Genomic DNA, 15,983 nt, shown 5'->3' on the forward strand with positions numbered 1-15,983 from the left:
CCTATGGCCGTCACTCCCCGCCCCGTCGGCGACTTCGAGGCGATCCCCGGCTGGCTGACACCCGACCAGGCGGCGCTCCTGCGCGAGGCCGCGTCGCAGGTGCCCGCGGGCGGCGTCGCCGTCGAGATCGGCAGCCACCACGGCCGGTCGGCGGTCGTGCTCGCCGCCGCGCTCCCCGTGGGAGCGCGGCTGGTCGCGGTCGACCCGTTCCCCTCCGACTGGCGGTACGGCGCCCCCGGCACCGAGCAGTCCTTCCGCGCCAACCTGGCCCGGGCCGGGGTGGCCGGCCGGGTCGACGTCCGGGTCGCCACGAGCGCCGACGTCCGCCGGGACTGGACCGGGCCCCTCGACCTCGTCTACGTCGACGGCAAGCACGACCACTGGACGGTCCGCGACGACCTGCACTGGGCCCACCACGTCACCCCCGGGGGCTGGGTGCTGGTCCACGACGCGTTCTCCTCCCTCGGCGTCACGACCGCGTTGCTGCGTGACGTCCTGCCGTCGCGGTCGCTGCGCTACGCCGGGCGCGTCGGGTCCCTGGCCCGACTGCAGGTCGCGCCGCCCTCGCGCCGCGACCGGCTCCGGATGCTGGCCGAGCTGCCGTGGTGGGTGCGCAACCTCGTGGTGAAGGTCCTCCTCAGGCTCCGGCTGCGCCCGCTGGCGCGCCTGCTCGGCCACGACGGCGCCGCCGACCCCTTCTGAGGCATTGCAGGGTCTCCGGTCAGGTTCCGGACAGGGTGACCATCTAGGCTCGAGTCGTGAGCACCATGACGGGGGAAGCACCCAGCCGTCTGCGCGGACTCCTCCGCGGCAGCGCCGGCATCGCGGTCGCGATGGCGGTGATGAACGTCGCCACCTACGGCTTCCAGATGGTCGCGGCCCGGCTGATGGGGCCGAGCAACTACGGCGCCATCGCCGGCCTGATGGCCCTGCTCATGGTGATCGCCGTGCTCCAGCTCGGCCTGCAGGCCACCGCCGCCCGCCGCATCTCGGCGACGCCGGGCCACGTCGCCCAGATCGAGCAGGTCATCCTCGCGGTGACCTACAAGGCCGCCTTCGTGCTCGGCGGCGTCATGCTGCTCGTCTCCCCCGCCGTGTGGGTGCTGCTCCGGCTCGACAGCATCGTCCCCGCGATCCTGCTCGCCGTCGCCGCCGTCCCGCTGACGATCATGGGCGGCCAGGCCGGCATCCTCCAGGGCGAGCGCCGCTGGCTGCCGCTGGCTGGCGTCTACATGGCCGTCGGAGTCCCGCGTCTGCTCATCGGCACGGCCTTCATCCTCTGGCGGCCGAGCGAGACCTCGGCGATGTTCGGCGTGATGGTCGGCCTGTTCGTGCCCGCCGTCATCGGCTGGTGGGCGCTGCGCCACGGCCGCGACGAGGGCGAGACGAGCGAGGACCACCTCGCCCGGCCGATCGTCCGCGAGACGCTGATCAGCTCCCAGGCCCTGCTCGCCTTCTTCGTGCTGTCCAACCTCGACATCGTGGTCGCCCGCAACATCCTCGACGACCACAACGCCGGCCTCTACGCCGGCGGCCTGATCCTCACCAAGGCCGTGCTGTTCCTGCCGCAGTTCGTGGTCGTGGTCGCCTTCCCGTCGATGTCGACGGTCGAGGAGCGGCGCCGGGCGCTCGTGCGCAGCCTCGCGGCAGTCGCGGTCATCGGTGTCGTCTGCACCCTCGGCGCCTGGCTGCTCTCGGGCATCGCCATGGTCTTCGTCGGCGGCGACGGCTACCTCGACATCGAGTCCGACCTGTGGCGGTTCGCGGTCATCGGCACGCTGCTCTCGATGCTGCAGCTGCTCGTCTACAGCGTGCTGGCGCGTCAGGGCACCCGGTCGGCGTACGTCGTGTGGCTGGCCGTGCTGGGCCTGGTCGGCGCCAGCGCGTGGATCCACTCCCTGACCGGACTGATCCTGGCCGTCACCGTGGTCGACGGCGCGCTGTTCGTGCTGCTGCTGGCGCTCAGCCTGTGGCGGATGCGGCTGCCCGCCCCCGCCGCCCCGGCCGCTCCGCCCGTCTGACCTGTCTGACCTGCCTAGTGGGCGGCCTCGTGCCAGCTGCGGCCGGTGCCGACGGAGACGTCGAGCGGGACGGCCAGGTCGGCCGCGCCGCCCATCTGCGCGCGCACCAGCGCGTCGAGCGCCTCCCGCTCCCCCTCGGCGACCTCGAACACGAGCTCGTCGTGGACCTGGAGCAGCATCCGTGAGCGCAGCCCGGACTCGGCGAGCGCACTCTCGACGTTGAGCATCGCGACCTTGATCAGGTCGGCGGCCGAGCCCTGGATCGGGGCGTTGAGGGCCATCCGCTCGGCCATCTCGCGGCGCTGCCGGTTGTCGCTGGTCAGGTCGGGCAGGTAGCGGCGGCGGCCGCGGATCGTCTCGGTGAAGCCGCTGCGGCGGGCCTCGTCGACGACCCCGGCGAGGTAGTCGCGGACCCCGCCGAAGGTCTGGAAGTACTCGTCCATCAGGCCCCGCGCCTCGCCGGGCTCGATGCGGAGCTGCTGGCTGAGGCCGAACGCCGACAGGCCGTAGGCGAGGCCGTAGTTCATCGCCTTGATCTTGGCCCGCATCTCGGAGGTGACGTCCTCGGCCGGGACGCCGAAGACCCGGGCCGCGGTGATCGAGTGGAAGTCCTGGCCGGACTTGAACGCCTCGATGAGCAGGGCGTCCTCGGACAGGTGCGCCATGATCCGCATCTCGATCTGGCTGTAGTCGGCCGTCATCAGGCACTCGTAGCCGGCCCCGACGACGAAGCCCTCACGGATCCGTCGCCCCTCCTCGGTGCGGACCGGGATGTTCTGGAGGTTGGGGTCGGTGCTGGAGAGCCGGCCGGTGGCCGCGATCAGCTGGTTGAACGTGGTGTGGATGCGGCCGTCGCTGGCCACGGTCTTGAGCAGGCCCTCGAGGGTCTGGCGCAGGCGGGTCACGTCGCGGTGCCGCAGCAGCGCGAGCAGGAAGGGGTGCTCGGTCTTCTCGTAGAGCTGCTGCAGGGCGTCGGCGTCGGTGGTCCAGCCCGTCTTGGTGCGCTTGGTCTTGGGCATGTCGAGCTCGTCGAAGAGCACCACCTGGAGCTGCTTGGGCGAGCCGAGGTTGATCTCCTTGCCGATCACGCCGAAGGCCTCCTCGGCGGCCTTCTTCACCTCACCGGCGAAGTGGCCCTCGAGCGACTCGAGGTGGTCGGTGTCGACGGCGATGCCGATCTGCTCCATGCGGGCCAGCAGGTTGACCAGCGGCAGCTCGATCTCGGCGAGCAGCTGGGCTCCCCCGTGCTGGTCGATGGCGGTGTCGAGGGCCTCGGCGAGGTCGAGGACCGCGCGCGCGTGCAGCATCGCGGTGTCGGCCGCGCCGGTGTCGGCACCCTCCAGGCTGTCGAAGGTGAGCTGGCCGCTGTCGGCGGTCTCCTGCTTGAGCTCGCGCTTGAGGTAGCGCAGCGTGAGGTCGGCCAGGTCGTAGGAGCGCTGGTCCGGGCGGACGAGGTAGGCGGCGAGGGCGGTGTCGCTGACCAGTCCGGCGAGCGGCCACCCCCGCGCGGCGAGCGCCAGCATCGGGCCCTTGGCGTCGTGGAGGACCTTGGCGCTGGCGGGGTCGGCGAACCAGGCGGCCACCGCCGCGTCGTCCTCGGGGCTGATCTCGGTGGCGTCGAACCACGCGGCACTGCCGTCGGGCGCCGCGAGCGCCACCGACCAGACCTCGCCGGTGCCGGCCCGCCAGGTGCCGGTCAGGGAGACGCCGGTGCGGACGCCGGACGCGGGGGCGGCGTGCTCGGCCAGCCAGCCGGCGACCTCGCCCCGGGCGAGGCGCTGCCCGGCCATCTCGAAGCCGGAGTCGTCGATCTCCTCCTCGGACTGCAGCGTCTCGAAGAGCCGGTCGCGCAGCACCCGGAACTCCAGGCTGTCGAAGAGCGTGTGCACCTCCTGCCGGTCCCAGGCGCGGACGGCCAGCTCGGCGGGGGTCAGCTCGAGGTCGAGGTCGCGCACCAGCGCGTTGAGGCGGCGGTTGCGCATCACGTCGCCGAGGTGGGCGCGCAGGTTGTCGCCGGCCTTGCCGGTGATCTTGTCGACGTGGGTGATGACGTTGTCGAGGCCGTCGTACTGGTTGATCCACTTGGCCGCCGTCTTGGGGCCGACGCCGGGCACGCCCGGCAGGTTGTCGGAGTCCTCCCCGACCAGCGCCGCGATCTCGGGGTAGCGGTGGGGCGGCACGCCGTACTTGGCCTCGACCGCCTCCGGCGTCATCCGGGCGAGGTCGGAGACCCCACGCATGGGGTAGAGCACCGTGGAGTGGTCGGTGACCAGCTGCAGGGAGTCGCGGTCGCCGGTGAGGATCAGGACGTCGAGGTCGTCGGCGAGCGCCTGGGTGACCAGGGTGGCGATGATGTCGTCGGCCTCGTAGCCGTCCTTCTTCAGGAACGGGATGCGCAGCGCGTCGAGGACCTCCTCGATCAGCGGCAGCTGGCTCTTGAACTCGTCGGGGGTCTTGTTGCGCTTGGCCTTGTATTCGGCGTATTCCTCCATGCGGAACGTCTGGCGCGAGACGTCGAACGCGACCGCGACGTGGGTCGGCTGCTCGTCGCGGAGCACGTTGATGAGCATCGAGGTGAAGCCGTAGACCGCGTTGGTGTGCTGGCCGGTCGTCGTCGAGAAGTTGTCCACCGGGAGCGCGAAGAACGCGCGGTAGGCCAGGGAGTGGCCGTCCAGCAGGAGCAGACGGGGGCGGGCGGTGTCGACAGGAGTGGCAGCGAGCTCAGGCACCCCGCGACTCTATCCGTCGCCGTGGACAGCCGGACGGTCGGCAACAATGGCAGCATGAGCGCCGATTCCGCACACCGTCCGCACGACCAGATGACGATCGAGGAGTACGTCGCCGCGATGCCGCAGGGCATGGGCGCGCTCAACGACCGCATGGGCATCCAGCTGCACGAGGTGTCGGCCGAGCGCGTCGTCGGCACGATGCCCGTCGAGGGCAACACCCAGCCCTTCGGGCTCCTGCACGGTGGCGCGTCGGTGGTGCTGGCCGAGACGCTCGGCTCGGTCGGTTCCTACGCCCACGCCGCGCCCGACAAGGTCGCCGTGGGCGTCGACATCAACGCCACCCACCACCGCGCCGCCACCTCCGGCACGGTCACCGGCGTCGCCACCGCGATCCACCTCGGCCGCACCTCGGCGTGCTACGAGGTCGTGATCACCGACGAGCGCGGCAAGAGGGTCTGCACGTCACGGATCACCTGCGCGCTGATCCCCGCGGAGCGGGTGGGCTGAGCTTTTCGCCCGCTTCGCGGGCGGATTTCCGCTGCGCGGGGCTGCCTCCCCGGGACATCTCGGCGCGGGGTGGTGGGGCCGGACGGTCGCTCCCACGTCGACGATGCGAGTCCCTATGCTCGCCGCGTCGCTCGCCACGGCGTGGGTTTCCTGCCGGGCCGCCGCCGGGCGGCGCCGCGCCTCCCTTTGACGGGACCTCGCATCGTCGCCGCGTGCGCGCCCGCCCGTCCCCACGGCTCGCCGCCCGGCTCCCGGGCGGGCGGGGAACAAGATCCGGTCGACCAACCAGTCTGCGCTGCCGCAAGACACGGGACATTCCGCGTCAGCGCGGAACGGGTCAGGTGGCGACCCTTGACCCCCGCCCGCCCGGTGGCCGGGAAGCAGGCCGGGACGGTGGGGCGAGCACGCGGGCCCCTCGCGAGGTCCCGTAAAAGGTCGGCGTGGCGCCGCCGACGGCGAACACGGAAGGAAACCGCCTGTAGCGGCGACACGGCGACCCCAGGGACTCGCGAGGGGACCGTGGGATCGTCCCGCCGGCCCTGCCCGGGTGGAGGAACCCCCGGGGAGGCAGCCCCGCGCAGCGGCAACCCGCCCGCGAAGCGGGCGACAACCGTTACGACGAAGTGCTCTGGGCTCGCCGCAACGACCGTCGCGCGGCGAGGACGTGGGTCAGCTGACGGCCGCTCGTGCGCTGCAGCGCAGGCCTCTGGGCGGTGAGCTTGGAGCGGACCGCGTGGGTGGTGGCGACACGGAAGACTGCCTGCGGGCCCAGCGCCAGGCGGGCCATGAAGCGGTTGGCGTCGCGGGAGGCGGAGGCCGCGGCGGTGGCGAGATGGCCGACGCCGTTCTCCTCGGCGTAGGACACCGCGGCGTCCATCAGCGAGCGACCGACGCCCTTGCGGCGGTACTGCGGGAGGACGTGCGGCGAGATGGCCTGCACGGTGGGCTCGAGGTTGATGGGGCTGAGCGGGGTGATGCGGAGGTAGACCGCGCCGGCCAGCTCGCCGTCGTACTCGGCGACCACGAGGCGCTCGGTGTCGGAGATGGCGGCCGACTCGATGACCGAGACGAGGTCGGCGACCTGCTCGTCGTGCTCGACGCGTCGGATGACGTCGCTCCACAGCACAGCCAGCTGGGGTGCGTCGGACGGCAGCGCACAACGCAAGGACACCAGCGAACGACTCATCGTCCCGCCTTCCGGAGTTGAGTGGGCAGCGCGTCTTGGTCCCCCGATCTGCGACCCACGGGCGCGAGACTACGCTCAGCCTCCCCGGATTGTCAGAGGAGACCCCGTGATCGCCGGAATCGGCACCCTCGTCAACGTGGCGACCGTGCTTCTCGGAGCCACCATCGGTGTCCTCCTGGGCAACCGCCTGCCCGTCCGCACCCGCGACGTGGTCACCGACGCGCTCGGCCTGGTGACGCTGCTGATCGCCGCCACGTCGGCGATGGCCGTGCTCGACAGCGGACTGGCCGACGCCGTCGGCTCGAGCGCGCCGATGCTGATCGTGCTCGGCTCGCTGCTGATCGGCGGCATCGCCGGGTCGCTGCTCCGGCTCGAGCAGCGGGTCGAGTCGTTCGGCGGCTGGCTGCAGACCCGACTGTCCGGCGACCACGGCACCGTCGAGCGGCACCGCTTCATCGAGGGCTTCGTGACGGCCTCACTGCTGTTCTGCACGGGCCCGCTGACGATCCTGGGATCGCTCAACGACGGCCTCGGCAATAGTGCAGACCAGTTGTTCCTCAAGTCCGTGCTCGACGGCTTCGCGGCCATCGCCTTCGCGGCGTCGTTCGGCTGGGGCGTCGCCGCCAGCGCGCTCACCGTGGTCGTGATCCAGGGCAGCCTGACGGTGTTCGGATTCCTGCTGGGTGACGTGCTGCCCGATCCGCACCTCTCGGCGCTGACGGCCACGGGCGGGTTGCTCCTGGTCGGCGTGGCTCTGCGCCTGCTCCGGATCCGGGAGATCCCGGTCGCCGACCTGCTCCCAGCGCTGCTCGTGGCCCCGGTCCTGGTCGAGATCGTCTCGTCGTACACCTGAGACCCGCGGTCGGCGGTTCGCCCGACCACACCGGCCGGGACAGGCCTAAAATTGGCCGCATGCAGAATCGACCCTCGCGCGCCCTCGTGGCCGCCACCCTGTCGGCCCTCGCGCTCGGCATGACCGCGTGCTCCTCCGGCGGCTCCTCCACGTCCAGCTCCGGCAACGACCTCGGCCTGATCAGTGACGGCACCCTGACCGTCTGCTCGGACGTCCCCTACCCGCCGTTCGAGGACTTCGACAAGTCCTCCGACACCGGGTTCAAGGGCTTCGACGTCGACGTCGTGAACTCCATCGCGGCCAAGCTCGACGTCAAGGTCGAGATCAAGGACTCCTCCTTCGACGCCCTCAAGAGCGGGCTCGCGATCAACTCCAACCAGTGCGACCTGGTAGCCAGCGCCATGACCATCACGCCGGAGCGCGAGCAGGCGATGGGCTTCAGCGACGGTTACTACGACTCCGAGCAGTCGTTGCTCGTCGGCGCCGACTCCGGCATCGCCAGCATCTCCGACCTCTCCGGCGTCAAGGTGGGCGTCCAGAAGGGCACCACCGGCGAGGCCTACGCCAACGACCACGCCTCGGGCGCGGACATCGTGGTCTTCCCCAGCGACGGTGAGATGTACGCCGCCCTCAAGGCCGGCCAGGTCGACGCCCTGCTCCAGGACCTCCCGGTCAACATCGACCACCAGAACGACCCCAGCCAGAGCGGCGCGTTCAAGGTCGTCGAGACCTACGACACCGGTGAGAAGTACGGCTTCGCCATGAAGAAGACCAACACCGGTCTCATCGACGCAGTCGACAAGGCGCTCGGCGACATGAAGTCCGACGGCAGCTACCAGAAGATCTACGACTCCTACTTCGCGACAGCCAAGTGACCCTCAAGCGTTCCACCCGCCGCCGCCTCCGGGACGGCACGCTGTACGCCGTCCTGGCGGCGGTGGTCCTGCTCGTCGTCCTCCGGGCCAACCGGGACGCGATCTCGGCCAACTTCCTCGACAAGGACACGTGGAAGGAGCTGTGGCCGGACATCATCCTGACCGCGGCGAAGAACACGGTGAAGTACACCGTGACCGCTTTCGCCGGCGGCATCCTGCTGGCGCTGGTGCTGGCACTGATGAAGCTGTCCCCGCTGCGGCTCTACCGCTGGCTGGCCACGGCGTACATCGAGTTCTTCCGCGGACTGCCGGCCCTGGTCGTCATCATCTTCATGGCGCTCGGCGTGCCCCTGGCGTTCGGCTGGATCCCTCCGGGCGGCACGATCGGCGCCGGCATCATCGCGCTGATCCTGGTGTCGGGGGCCTACATGGCCGAGACCCTGCGGGCCGGCATCCAGGCGGTGCCCAAGGGCCAGCACGAGGCGGCCCGCTCGCTGGGCATGAACGGCCTCTGGACGATGGTCACCGTGATCCTGCCGCAGGCGGTCCGGATCGTGATCCCGCCCCTGACCAACGAGTTCATCCTCCTGGTCAAGGACACCTCGCTCCTCGCGATCGTGGGCATGCAGGCCAACCAGGTCGAGCTGACGTCCTTCGGCCAGAACGGCCTGACGACGTACGCCAACGCCAGCCCCCTGCTCGCGATCGCCCTGGTGTACCTCGTGATCTCCATCCCGGCCACCCAGCTGGTCGCCCATCTCGAACGCCGACAGCAGAGGGCATCTCGATGACGACGACCGCCAGCGCCACCCCCGCGATCCAGGTCTCCGACCTGCACAAGTACTTCGGGGACAACGAGGTGCTCAAGGGCATCGACTTCCGGGTCGACCAGGGCCAGGTCGTGTGCGTCATCGGGCCGTCCGGCTCGGGCAAGTCGACCCTCCTGCGGTGCGTCAACCGCCTCGAGGAGCCGACCTCGGGCCGGATCCTCGTGGAGGGCATCGACATCACCGACCCGGAGACCGATCTCGACGCGGTCCGCAGCCGGATCGGGATGGTCTTCCAGCAGTTCAACCTCTTCCCGCACATGGACGTCCTGGCCAACCTGTGCGTGGCCCAGCGTCGCGTCAAGAAGCGCTCGCGCGACGAGGCGGTCCAGGTGGCCCGGGCCAACCTGGCCAAGGTCGGTCTCTCGGAGAAGGAGAAGGCCTACCCAGCACACCTCTCCGGCGGCCAGCAGCAGCGCGTGGCGATCGCCCGTGCCCTGTCGATGGACCCCGACATGATGCTCTTCGACGAGCCCACGTCGGCCCTGGACCCCGAGCTGGTCGGCGACGTCCTGTCGATCATGAAGGACCTGGCCGCCGAGGGCATGACGATGATGGTCGTCACCCACGAGATGGGCTTCGCCCGTGAGGTCGGCGACCGACTCGCCTTCATGGACGGCGGCGTGATCGTCGAGGAGGGCGACCCGCGTCAGGTCCTCGCCGACCCCCAGCACGACCGCACCAAGGCGTTCCTGTCCAAGGTCCTCTGAGCGGTCCCTGACCGGCCCCTTCGGGGGTCGGTCAGGTCAGAGGTCGCCGCCGAGGTACGCCGCCTTGACGGCGTCGTCGCCGGCCAGCTCGGCCCCGGTGCCCGAGCGCTTGATCTCGCCGGTCTCGAGCACGTGGGCCGTGTGGGCCCGCTTGAGGGCCTGGGCGGCGTTCTGCTCGACGAGCAGCACGGTGGTGCCCTGCTCGTTGATCTCGGTGATGATCGAGAAGATCTGCTGGATCAGCTTGGGGGCCAGACCCATCGACGGCTCGTCGAGCAGGACCAGGCGCGGGCGCGCCATCAGCGCGCGCCCGATCGCGAGCATCTGCTGCTCGCCACCGGACATCGTCCCGGCGACCTGGTCGAAGCGCTCCTGGAGCCGCGGAAAGAGCCCGAAGACCCGCTCCAGGTCGGCCGCCAGGCCGGCCTTGTCCTTGCGGACGTAGCCGCCCATGTCGAGGTTCTCGCGCACCGTCATGCCCGGGAAGATGCCGCGTCCCTCGGGCGACTGGCTCAGGCCCATCTTGACCCGCTCGAAGGGCGGCAGGTGGGTGATGTCCTTGCCCGCGAAGACCACCTTGCCCTCACGGACCTTGCGCAGGCCGGAGAGCGTCTTCATCGTGGTGGTCTTGCCGGCGCCGTTGGCGCCGATCAGGGTCGCGATCGTGCCTTCCTCGACGGAGAAGCTGATGTTGCGGATCGCCTCGATGTGTCCGTAGTTGACGCACAGGCCCTCGACCTCAAGAAGCATCTTCTTCGTCCACTCCCAGGTAGGCGGCGATGACGGCAGGATTGTCGCGGATCTCCGCGGGCGTGCCCTCGGCGATCTTGCGCCCGAACTCCAGGACGACGATGCGATCGGTGACGCCCATGACCAGGCGCATGTCGTGCTCAATGAGCAGCACGGTGATGCCCTGGTCGCGCACCTTCCGGATCAGCTCCATCAGCCGCTGCTTCTCGGCCGGGTTGAAGCCTGCGGCCGGCTCGTCGAGACAGAGCAGCTTGGGGTTGGTGGCCATGGCGCGGGCGATCTCGAGCCGCCGCTGGTCGCCGTAGGACAGGTTGGTGGCGAGCTCGTCGTGACGGGCCTTGATCCCGACCAGGTCCAGCAGTTCCTTGGCCCGGGCGAGCGATGCGGCCTCGGTGCGCCGGTGTCGGGGCATCCGGAAGAGCGCCTCGAAGAAGCTCACCTTGCTGTGGGCGTCGGCCCCGACCATGACGTTCTCGAGCACCGTCATCGCCTTGAACAGGCGGATGTTCTGGAAGGTCCGGGCCATGCCGAGCTTGGTGATCGAGTGGCGCTTGCGGCCGGCCAGCGAGTCACCGTCGAACCGGATCTGGCCCGACGTCAGCTGGTAGACACCCGTCATCGCGTTGAAGCAGGTGGTCTTGCCGGCGCCGTTGGGCCCGATCAGCCCCAGGATCTCGCCCTCGCGGATGTCGAAGGTGACCTGGTCCAGGGCGGTCAGGCCACCGAAGCGCAGGGTCGCGTTGTCGACCTCGAGCAGTGCGCGTGCCTCAGGCATGGTCCACCTCGTCCAGCTCTCCCTCTTCGAGGGCCTCGATCTCCGCCTCGGCCTTCTTGGCCCGCCGTGTCCGGCGTGGTGGCAGCAGCCCCTCCGGCCGCCAGACCGCCAGGACGGTGAGCGCGAGGCCGAAGACCAGCAGGCGATAGTCGGCGAAGTCACGGAACCGCTCGGGCAGGTAGGCCACGAGCGCACCACCGGCGATGGCTCCCCAGCGGTTGCCGGCGCCACCGACGATGACGGAGGCCACGAAGAGCATCGACAGCAGGAGCGGGAAGCTCAAGGGGTTGATGTAGCCGCTCTGGCTGCTGGCGTAGAACGAGCCGGAGAGGCCGCCGATCGCCGCGCCGAGCGCGAAGGCCATGAGCTTGTACTTGAAGGTCTGCACGCCCATCAACTCGGCGGCGTCCTCGTCCTCGCGCGTGGCCTCCCACGCCCGGCCGACCCGGCTCGCCTTGATCAGGCGGTCGCCGATGAGGACCAGGATCAGCACCGTGAGGACGAGCCAGTAGTACGGGATCGCGTCGAGCGCGCCGAAGATCAGCACGTGCGTCTCGTGCTTGTGGTCGACTGAGGGGACGAAGCCCTCCCACGTCAGGCGCGGGATGGCGAACATGCCACCCGGGTCGAAGGGCGGGGTGGGCGCCTTGCCGATGTTGTTCGGGTGGGCGATGTCCTTGATGCCCGCCGCAGCGCCGAGCCACTCCACGTTGGTGACCGTGATCCGGATGATCTCTCCGAACCCGAGCGTGACGATGGCGAGGTAGTCGCCGCGCACGCGCAGGGTGGGCGCCCCGAGGACGACGCCGGTGACCATCGTGACCAGGATCGCGACCGGCAGCGCCAGGAAGAACGGCCAGTGCCAGTGGTAGGTCGTGAGCACGGCCGTGGTGTAGGCGCCGCACGCGTAGAAGCCGACGTAGCCGAGGTCGAGGAGGCCGGCGTACCCGATGACGATGTTGAGGCCCAGCGCGACGAGCGCGAAGGCGATGACGCGGAACATCACGCCACCGAAGTCGATGCTCTGGGTGGTGATGATGGGCGGCCGCAGCAGCGGCAGCGCGTAGGCGAAGACGAGCACCAGCGTGACGGCCACGATCTTCACCGGCCGGGACGAGGCCTGGTAGCGGTCGACGACGCGGTCCCAACGGCGGGCGATGCCCAGGTCGCGGCCCATCATGCGCGTGCCTTTCCGAGCGACTCACCGAGCAGGCCCGACGGCCTGACCAGCAGGATCAGGACCAGGAGGATGAAGGCCACGACGTCCTTCCACTCCGAGCCGAAGACGGCCGAGCCCCAGTTCTCCATGACGCCCAGGATCAGGCCGCCGAGGAGTGCGCCGCGCAGGTTGCCGATGCCGCCCATGACGGCGGCGGTGAACGCCTTGACGCCCAGCAGGAAGCCGGCGTTCTGGCGGGTCGAGCCGATCTTCATCATGTAGAGGGTGGCGGCCGCGCCGGCCATCAGGCCACCGATCAGGAAGGTCAGCTGCACGACGCGGGTCGAGTTGACGCCCATGAGGGCCGCAGACTCCGGGTCCTGGGCCACGGCACGGATGCCGCGACCGAAGCGGGTGCGGCGGACGAACTGATCGAGCGCGACCATCATCACGAGCGCCGCGACGACGATGACCAGGTCGACGTCGGTGACCTTGTAGCCGCCGATCTCGAAGAGGCCGTGCGGCTGGATGGAGACCGGGTTGGAGAAGACGTCGCGCGCCTTGTTGGGCGCGACGTAGTTGGCGAGCTTGCCGTCGAGGCCGACCCAGCTCGCGATCCGGTCGCGGAGCCCCATCGCCTCGGCGAGCGCGAACGAGGCACCGATGGCCGAGATCAGGGCGATGAGCTTCGGCGCCCCCTTGTTGATCAGGGGGCGGTAGGCCAGGCGTTCGAGGAGCAACGCCACGCCGGCCGAGAGGAGCATGGCCGCTATGAGGGCGACCAGGAGGTAGGGGATCGCATGGCCGAGGCTCCACGTCGCCGAGCCGGTGCCGTGCAACGCGATGAAGACCCATGCGACGGCAAACGTGCCGTACATGAAGACCTCGGAGTGGGCGAAGTTGATGAGCTGGAGAACGCCGTACACCATCGTGTAGCCGAGCGCGATGAGGGCGTAGATCGCCCCGAACACCAGCCCACCCATGGTGAAGCTGAGGAAGTTGTCCAAGCTGCCGAACAGGGCGCCGAAATCCACAGAAAGTTCTCCTCAGCCGATCTGAGTGGCTGCGGCCGGGGAGAAGGTCTCCCCGGCCGCAGCCCGGGTCAGTGCGTCAGATCAACGGATCACGAGATCGCCTGGGGGTTCTCGACGTCGAGCTCCCCGTTCTTGACGAAGTACGCGTAGATCTTGGACTGCGTGATGTCGCCGTTCTCGTCGAACTCGATCGGGCCGCTGACGCCGTCAGCGGTGTAGCTGCCGATGAACGTGTTGATCTCCTCACCCGTGCTGGCACCGTCGTCCAGCGCAGCCAGGAAGATGTTCGCGGCGTCGTAGGACTGCGTGGCGTAGAGACCCGTGGCACCGAAGTCGGCCGGCGGCGGACCCGCGGGAGCGGACAGGACCGCACCCTCGGCGGCCTGCGCACCGGCGACCTTGACGAAGTTCGGGTCCTCGGAGCCGTCACCCGACATGAACGTGCCCTTGAAGCCGCCCTGGCGAAGCGCCTTGGCGAGCAGGCCGGCCTCGGTGTAGTAGCCACCGTAGAAGACCGCGTCCGCCTTGGCGGCGTTGACCTTGGTGACCACGGCGGACATGTCCGTCTGGCCGACCGAGATCTGGTCGGTGCCGACCACGGCGTCGCCGAGGGTGTCGGTGACCTTGCCGGCGAGGCCCTTGGAGTAGTCCTGGCCGTCGTCGACGACGTAGACCTTGGCGGCGCCGTTGTCGGTGAGGTACTGCGCGTCCGCCGCGCCCTGGGCGTCGTCGTTGCCGATGACCCGGTGCCACGTGGTCCAGCCCTGCTGGGTGATGGTCACGTTGGTGGCCGAGGGGGAGATCGACGGGAGGCCAGCCTCGAAGAAGGTCTTGCCGGTCGCGAGCGACTCACCGGAGAAGCCGGGACCGATGAGGCCGAAGATGGTGTCGTCGTTGACGATCTGCGTCGCCAGACCCGGAGCGGTGTCCGGGCTGCCCTGCGAGTCGAACTTCTTCAGACCGATCTGGCAGTCGGCGTGCTTGTCGTTGTACTCCTTGAGCGCCAGCTCGATACCGCCGACCATGTTCTGGCCGAGGGCACCGGCGTCGCCCGTCAGCGCGCCGAGGAAGGCGAGGTTCTTGCCGCAGAGCTCGCTGCCGCCAGAGCTGCCACTGGAGGCGTTGTCGCTCTTGTTGTCGCTGCCGCAGGAACTGAGCGCCAGACCGGCGGCGGCCACCACGGCCAACATCCGGGCTGACTTGGAGAAGCGAATCATGGAAGTCCCTCCATCGGGCTCACGGACCCCGCGCCTCAGGGCGCGAAGCATGTCGATGGCCGTCAAACTAGTGCTTGGCGAGCGGCGACGGTGGAATTTCTTCGGCAAGTTCGCCTGCGTTGTCGATTTGTGATCTGGACGACATCTGCCCGCCGGGCACCGATCGGACGTGGACGGCGCGTCAGCCGGCGATGCCGGGGCCGTGGGTCACGACGCCCTCGGCGACCTGGCGCATCGAGAGACGCAGGTCCATGGCGGTCTTCTGGATCCACCGGAAGGCGTCCGGCTCGGAGAGCTGGAGCTGCTGCTGGAGGATGCTCTTGGCGCGGTCGACGGCCTTGCGGGTCTCGAGCCGCTCCTGGAGGTCGGCCACCTCGCCCTCCAGCATCGTCAGCTCGGAGAAGCGACTCACGGCCATCTCGATGGCCGGCACCAGGTCGCCCTTGCTGAACGGCTTGACGAGGTAGGCCATGGCCCCGGCATCACGGGCCCGCTCGACCAGGTCGCGCTGGGAGAAGGCCGTCAGGATGACGACGGGGGCGATGCGGTTGCTGGCGATCCGCTCGGCGGCCGCGATGCCGTCGAGGACCGGCATCTTCACGTCGAGGATGACCAGGTCGGGGCGGAGGGACTCGGCGAGCTCGATCGCCTTGGCCCCGTCGGCCGCCTGGCCCACCACGTCGTACCCCTCCTCGGTGAGCATCTCCGCGAGGTCCATGCGGATCAGCGCCTCGTCCTCGGCGATCACGACGCGGCGCGTGCCGGACGGCGTGGGGGCGTTCTCCTGCTGGGTCACGCCGCACAGATTATCGGCAGGCGGCCCGCTCAGGCGGGCTGGGTCGCCGCGGTGTGCCGCTCGGCGACCTCGGCGAGGAACAGCTCGACGTCCTCCCGCTCCACCCGGAGGCGGCTCAGCTCGGTCGCGGCGGCCCGGGCGTTGTCGACCGCCCGCTGGTTGCTGGCGCGACTCCACTGCGTGGGACTGAACATGGGGAACTCCCGGTGTGCTTGCGCGGCCTCTTCTTGTTTACCTGTAGTTGATTAGTATTGTTTGGCCAAGGGGTGGCCGGCCGCCCCGATCGGATAGGGTTTCGCCCGCGCAGGCCCCGGTAGCCCAACGGCAGAGGCAGTGGTCTCAAACACCATCCAGTGTGGGTTCGAATCCCACCCGGGGCACCAGTGCGGTTGCGCCGCGTAGGCGATCGCGAGCCCTCGGCGCACCCCCTGCGAAGGTCGGAATCACCGGTTAACCGGTGATTCCGACCGCAGGAGTGCGCAGGATCATCACCGAAAGCACAGGAATGATGATCCTGCGCACACAGGACCCCAGCGCCAGACCG

16 protein-coding genes and 1 tRNA gene are annotated in these 15,983 nt (G+C 69.7%); 8 read left to right on the plus strand and 9 right to left on the minus strand.

Annotation, left to right across the window (positions count from 1 at the left end):
- Positions 1-3: 3 nt before the first annotated feature.
- Both FB382_RS10705 and FB382_RS10710 read left to right on the plus strand, forming a co-directional pair.
- Positions 4-702, plus strand: a complete 699-nt coding sequence (locus tag FB382_RS10705; protein WP_182539024.1) for a class I SAM-dependent methyltransferase — start codon at positions 4-6, stop codon at positions 700-702.
- Positions 703-767: 65 nt separating this feature from the next.
- Positions 768-2,021 carry a lipopolysaccharide biosynthesis protein gene (locus tag FB382_RS10710; RefSeq protein WP_182541465.1) on the plus strand — a complete coding sequence of 418 codons (1,254 nt, stop codon included), beginning with the start codon at positions 768-770 and terminating at the stop codon, positions 2,019-2,021.
- 14 nt (positions 2,022-2,035) lie between these two features.
- Here the strand turns inward: FB382_RS10710 and polA are convergent, their stop codons facing one another.
- A complete protein-coding gene (polA, locus tag FB382_RS10715; RefSeq protein ID WP_182539026.1) occupies positions 2,036-4,750 on the minus strand; it encodes a DNA polymerase I in 2,715 nt (904 codons plus the stop codon).
- A gap of 54 nt (positions 4,751-4,804) precedes the next feature.
- On the opposite strand from polA, the gene FB382_RS10720 reads away from it, so the two are divergent.
- Positions 4,805-5,257, plus strand: a complete 453-nt coding sequence (locus FB382_RS10720; protein ID WP_125036439.1) for a hotdog fold thioesterase — start codon at positions 4,805-4,807, stop codon at positions 5,255-5,257.
- A 613-nt stretch (positions 5,258-5,870) separates the two neighbouring features.
- On the opposite strand, the gene FB382_RS10725 is transcribed toward FB382_RS10720, so the two are convergent.
- Entirely contained in the window at positions 5,871-6,443 is a 573-nt protein-coding gene (locus FB382_RS10725) for a GNAT family N-acetyltransferase (RefSeq protein WP_220481321.1), read from the minus strand.
- A 106-nt stretch (positions 6,444-6,549) separates the two neighbouring features.
- On the opposite strand from FB382_RS10725, the gene FB382_RS10730 reads away from it, so the two are divergent.
- Genes FB382_RS10730 through FB382_RS10745 form a run of 4 tightly spaced genes read left to right on the plus strand, consistent with a single transcriptional unit; the run spans position 6,550 to position 9,708 of the window.
- A complete protein-coding gene (locus FB382_RS10730; RefSeq protein WP_182539027.1) occupies positions 6,550-7,296 on the plus strand; it encodes a DUF554 family protein in 747 nt (248 codons plus the stop codon).
- 59 nt (positions 7,297-7,355) lie between these two features.
- A complete protein-coding gene (locus FB382_RS10735) occupies positions 7,356-8,171 on the plus strand; it encodes an ABC transporter substrate-binding protein (RefSeq protein ID WP_182539030.1) in 816 nt (271 codons plus the stop codon).
- Positions 8,168-8,962 (plus strand): amino acid ABC transporter permease, encoded by a 795-nt coding sequence (locus FB382_RS10740; RefSeq protein ID WP_125036441.1) that lies wholly within the window; start codon positions 8,168-8,170, stop codon positions 8,960-8,962. The genes FB382_RS10735 and FB382_RS10740 overlap by 4 nt, the downstream gene beginning before the upstream one ends.
- Complete coding sequence (locus tag FB382_RS10745; RefSeq protein WP_182539032.1) at positions 8,959-9,708, plus strand: amino acid ABC transporter ATP-binding protein; 750 nt, start codon at positions 8,959-8,961, stop codon at positions 9,706-9,708. Before FB382_RS10740 ends, FB382_RS10745 begins: the two co-directional genes overlap by 4 nt.
- Positions 9,709-9,744: 36 nt before the next feature.
- On the opposite strand, the gene FB382_RS10750 is transcribed toward FB382_RS10745, so the two are convergent.
- The 7 genes from FB382_RS10750 to FB382_RS10780 form a co-directional block, all read right to left on the minus strand.
- Positions 9,745-10,458 (minus strand): ABC transporter ATP-binding protein, encoded by a 714-nt coding sequence (locus tag FB382_RS10750; protein WP_182539034.1) that lies wholly within the window; start codon positions 10,456-10,458, stop codon positions 9,745-9,747.
- The gene (locus FB382_RS10755) at positions 10,448-11,233 is read right to left on the minus strand and encodes an ABC transporter ATP-binding protein (protein ID WP_182539036.1); all 786 of its coding nucleotides are present in this window, start codon (positions 11,231-11,233) and stop codon (positions 10,448-10,450) included. The genes FB382_RS10750 and FB382_RS10755 overlap by 11 nt, the downstream gene beginning before the upstream one ends.
- On the minus strand, positions 11,226-12,413 hold the full coding sequence (locus FB382_RS10760) for a branched-chain amino acid ABC transporter permease (protein ID WP_182539038.1): 1,188 nt from the start codon (positions 12,411-12,413) through the stop codon (positions 11,226-11,228). Before FB382_RS10760 ends, FB382_RS10755 begins: the two co-directional genes overlap by 8 nt.
- The gene (locus FB382_RS10765) at positions 12,410-13,426 is read right to left on the minus strand and encodes a branched-chain amino acid ABC transporter permease (protein ID WP_343055560.1); all 1,017 of its coding nucleotides are present in this window, start codon (positions 13,424-13,426) and stop codon (positions 12,410-12,412) included. The genes FB382_RS10760 and FB382_RS10765 overlap by 4 nt, the downstream gene beginning before the upstream one ends.
- Before the next feature lie 89 nt (positions 13,427-13,515).
- Positions 13,516-14,643, minus strand: a complete 1,128-nt coding sequence (locus FB382_RS10770) for a branched-chain amino acid ABC transporter substrate-binding protein (protein WP_182539040.1) — start codon at positions 14,641-14,643, stop codon at positions 13,516-13,518.
- 181 nt (positions 14,644-14,824) lie between these two features.
- A complete protein-coding gene (locus tag FB382_RS10775) occupies positions 14,825-15,439 on the minus strand; it encodes an ANTAR domain-containing response regulator (protein WP_125036446.1) in 615 nt (204 codons plus the stop codon).
- A 29-nt stretch (positions 15,440-15,468) separates the two neighbouring features.
- The gene (locus tag FB382_RS10780; RefSeq protein ID WP_182539042.1) at positions 15,469-15,633 is read right to left on the minus strand and encodes a hypothetical protein; all 165 of its coding nucleotides are present in this window, start codon (positions 15,631-15,633) and stop codon (positions 15,469-15,471) included.
- Between the two features lie 113 nt (positions 15,634-15,746).
- Between FB382_RS10780 and FB382_RS10785 the strand changes: the two genes are divergently transcribed.
- Positions 15,747-15,822, plus strand: a tRNA-Leu gene (locus FB382_RS10785).
- Positions 15,823-15,983 lie beyond the last annotated feature (161 nt).

It is taken from the genome of Nocardioides ginsengisegetis, from assembly GCF_014138045.1.
Taxonomy (GTDB): domain Bacteria; phylum Actinomycetota; class Actinomycetes; order Propionibacteriales; family Nocardioidaceae; genus Nocardioides; species Nocardioides ginsengisegetis.

Coding starts and splice junctions, on each gene's coding strand:
- FB382_RS10705 (WP_182539024.1), top strand. CDS start 4: ATGGCCGTCACTCCCCGCCCCGTCGGCGACTTCGAGGCGATCCCCGGC.
- FB382_RS10710 (WP_182541465.1), top strand. CDS start 768: ATGACGGGGGAAGCACCCAGCCGTCTGCGCGGACTCCTCCGCGGCAGC.
- FB382_RS10720 (WP_125036439.1), top strand. CDS start 4,805: ATGAGCGCCGATTCCGCACACCGTCCGCACGACCAGATGACGATCGAG.
- FB382_RS10725 (WP_220481321.1), bottom strand. CDS start 6,443: ATGAGTCGTTCGCTGGTGTCCTTGCGTTGTGCGCTGCCGTCCGACGCA.
- FB382_RS10735 (WP_182539030.1), top strand. CDS start 7,356: ATGCAGAATCGACCCTCGCGCGCCCTCGTGGCCGCCACCCTGTCGGCC.
- FB382_RS10745 (WP_182539032.1), top strand. CDS start 8,959: ATGACGACGACCGCCAGCGCCACCCCCGCGATCCAGGTCTCCGACCTG.
- FB382_RS10750 (WP_182539034.1), bottom strand. CDS start 10,458: ATGCTTCTTGAGGTCGAGGGCCTGTGCGTCAACTACGGACACATCGAG.
- FB382_RS10755 (WP_182539036.1), bottom strand. CDS start 11,233: ATGCCTGAGGCACGCGCACTGCTCGAGGTCGACAACGCGACCCTGCGC.
- FB382_RS10760 (WP_182539038.1), bottom strand. CDS start 12,413: ATGATGGGCCGCGACCTGGGCATCGCCCGCCGTTGGGACCGCGTCGTC.
- FB382_RS10770 (WP_182539040.1), bottom strand. CDS start 14,643: ATGATTCGCTTCTCCAAGTCAGCCCGGATGTTGGCCGTGGTGGCCGCC.
- FB382_RS10780 (WP_182539042.1), bottom strand. CDS start 15,633: ATGTTCAGTCCCACGCAGTGGAGTCGCGCCAGCAACCAGCGGGCGGTC.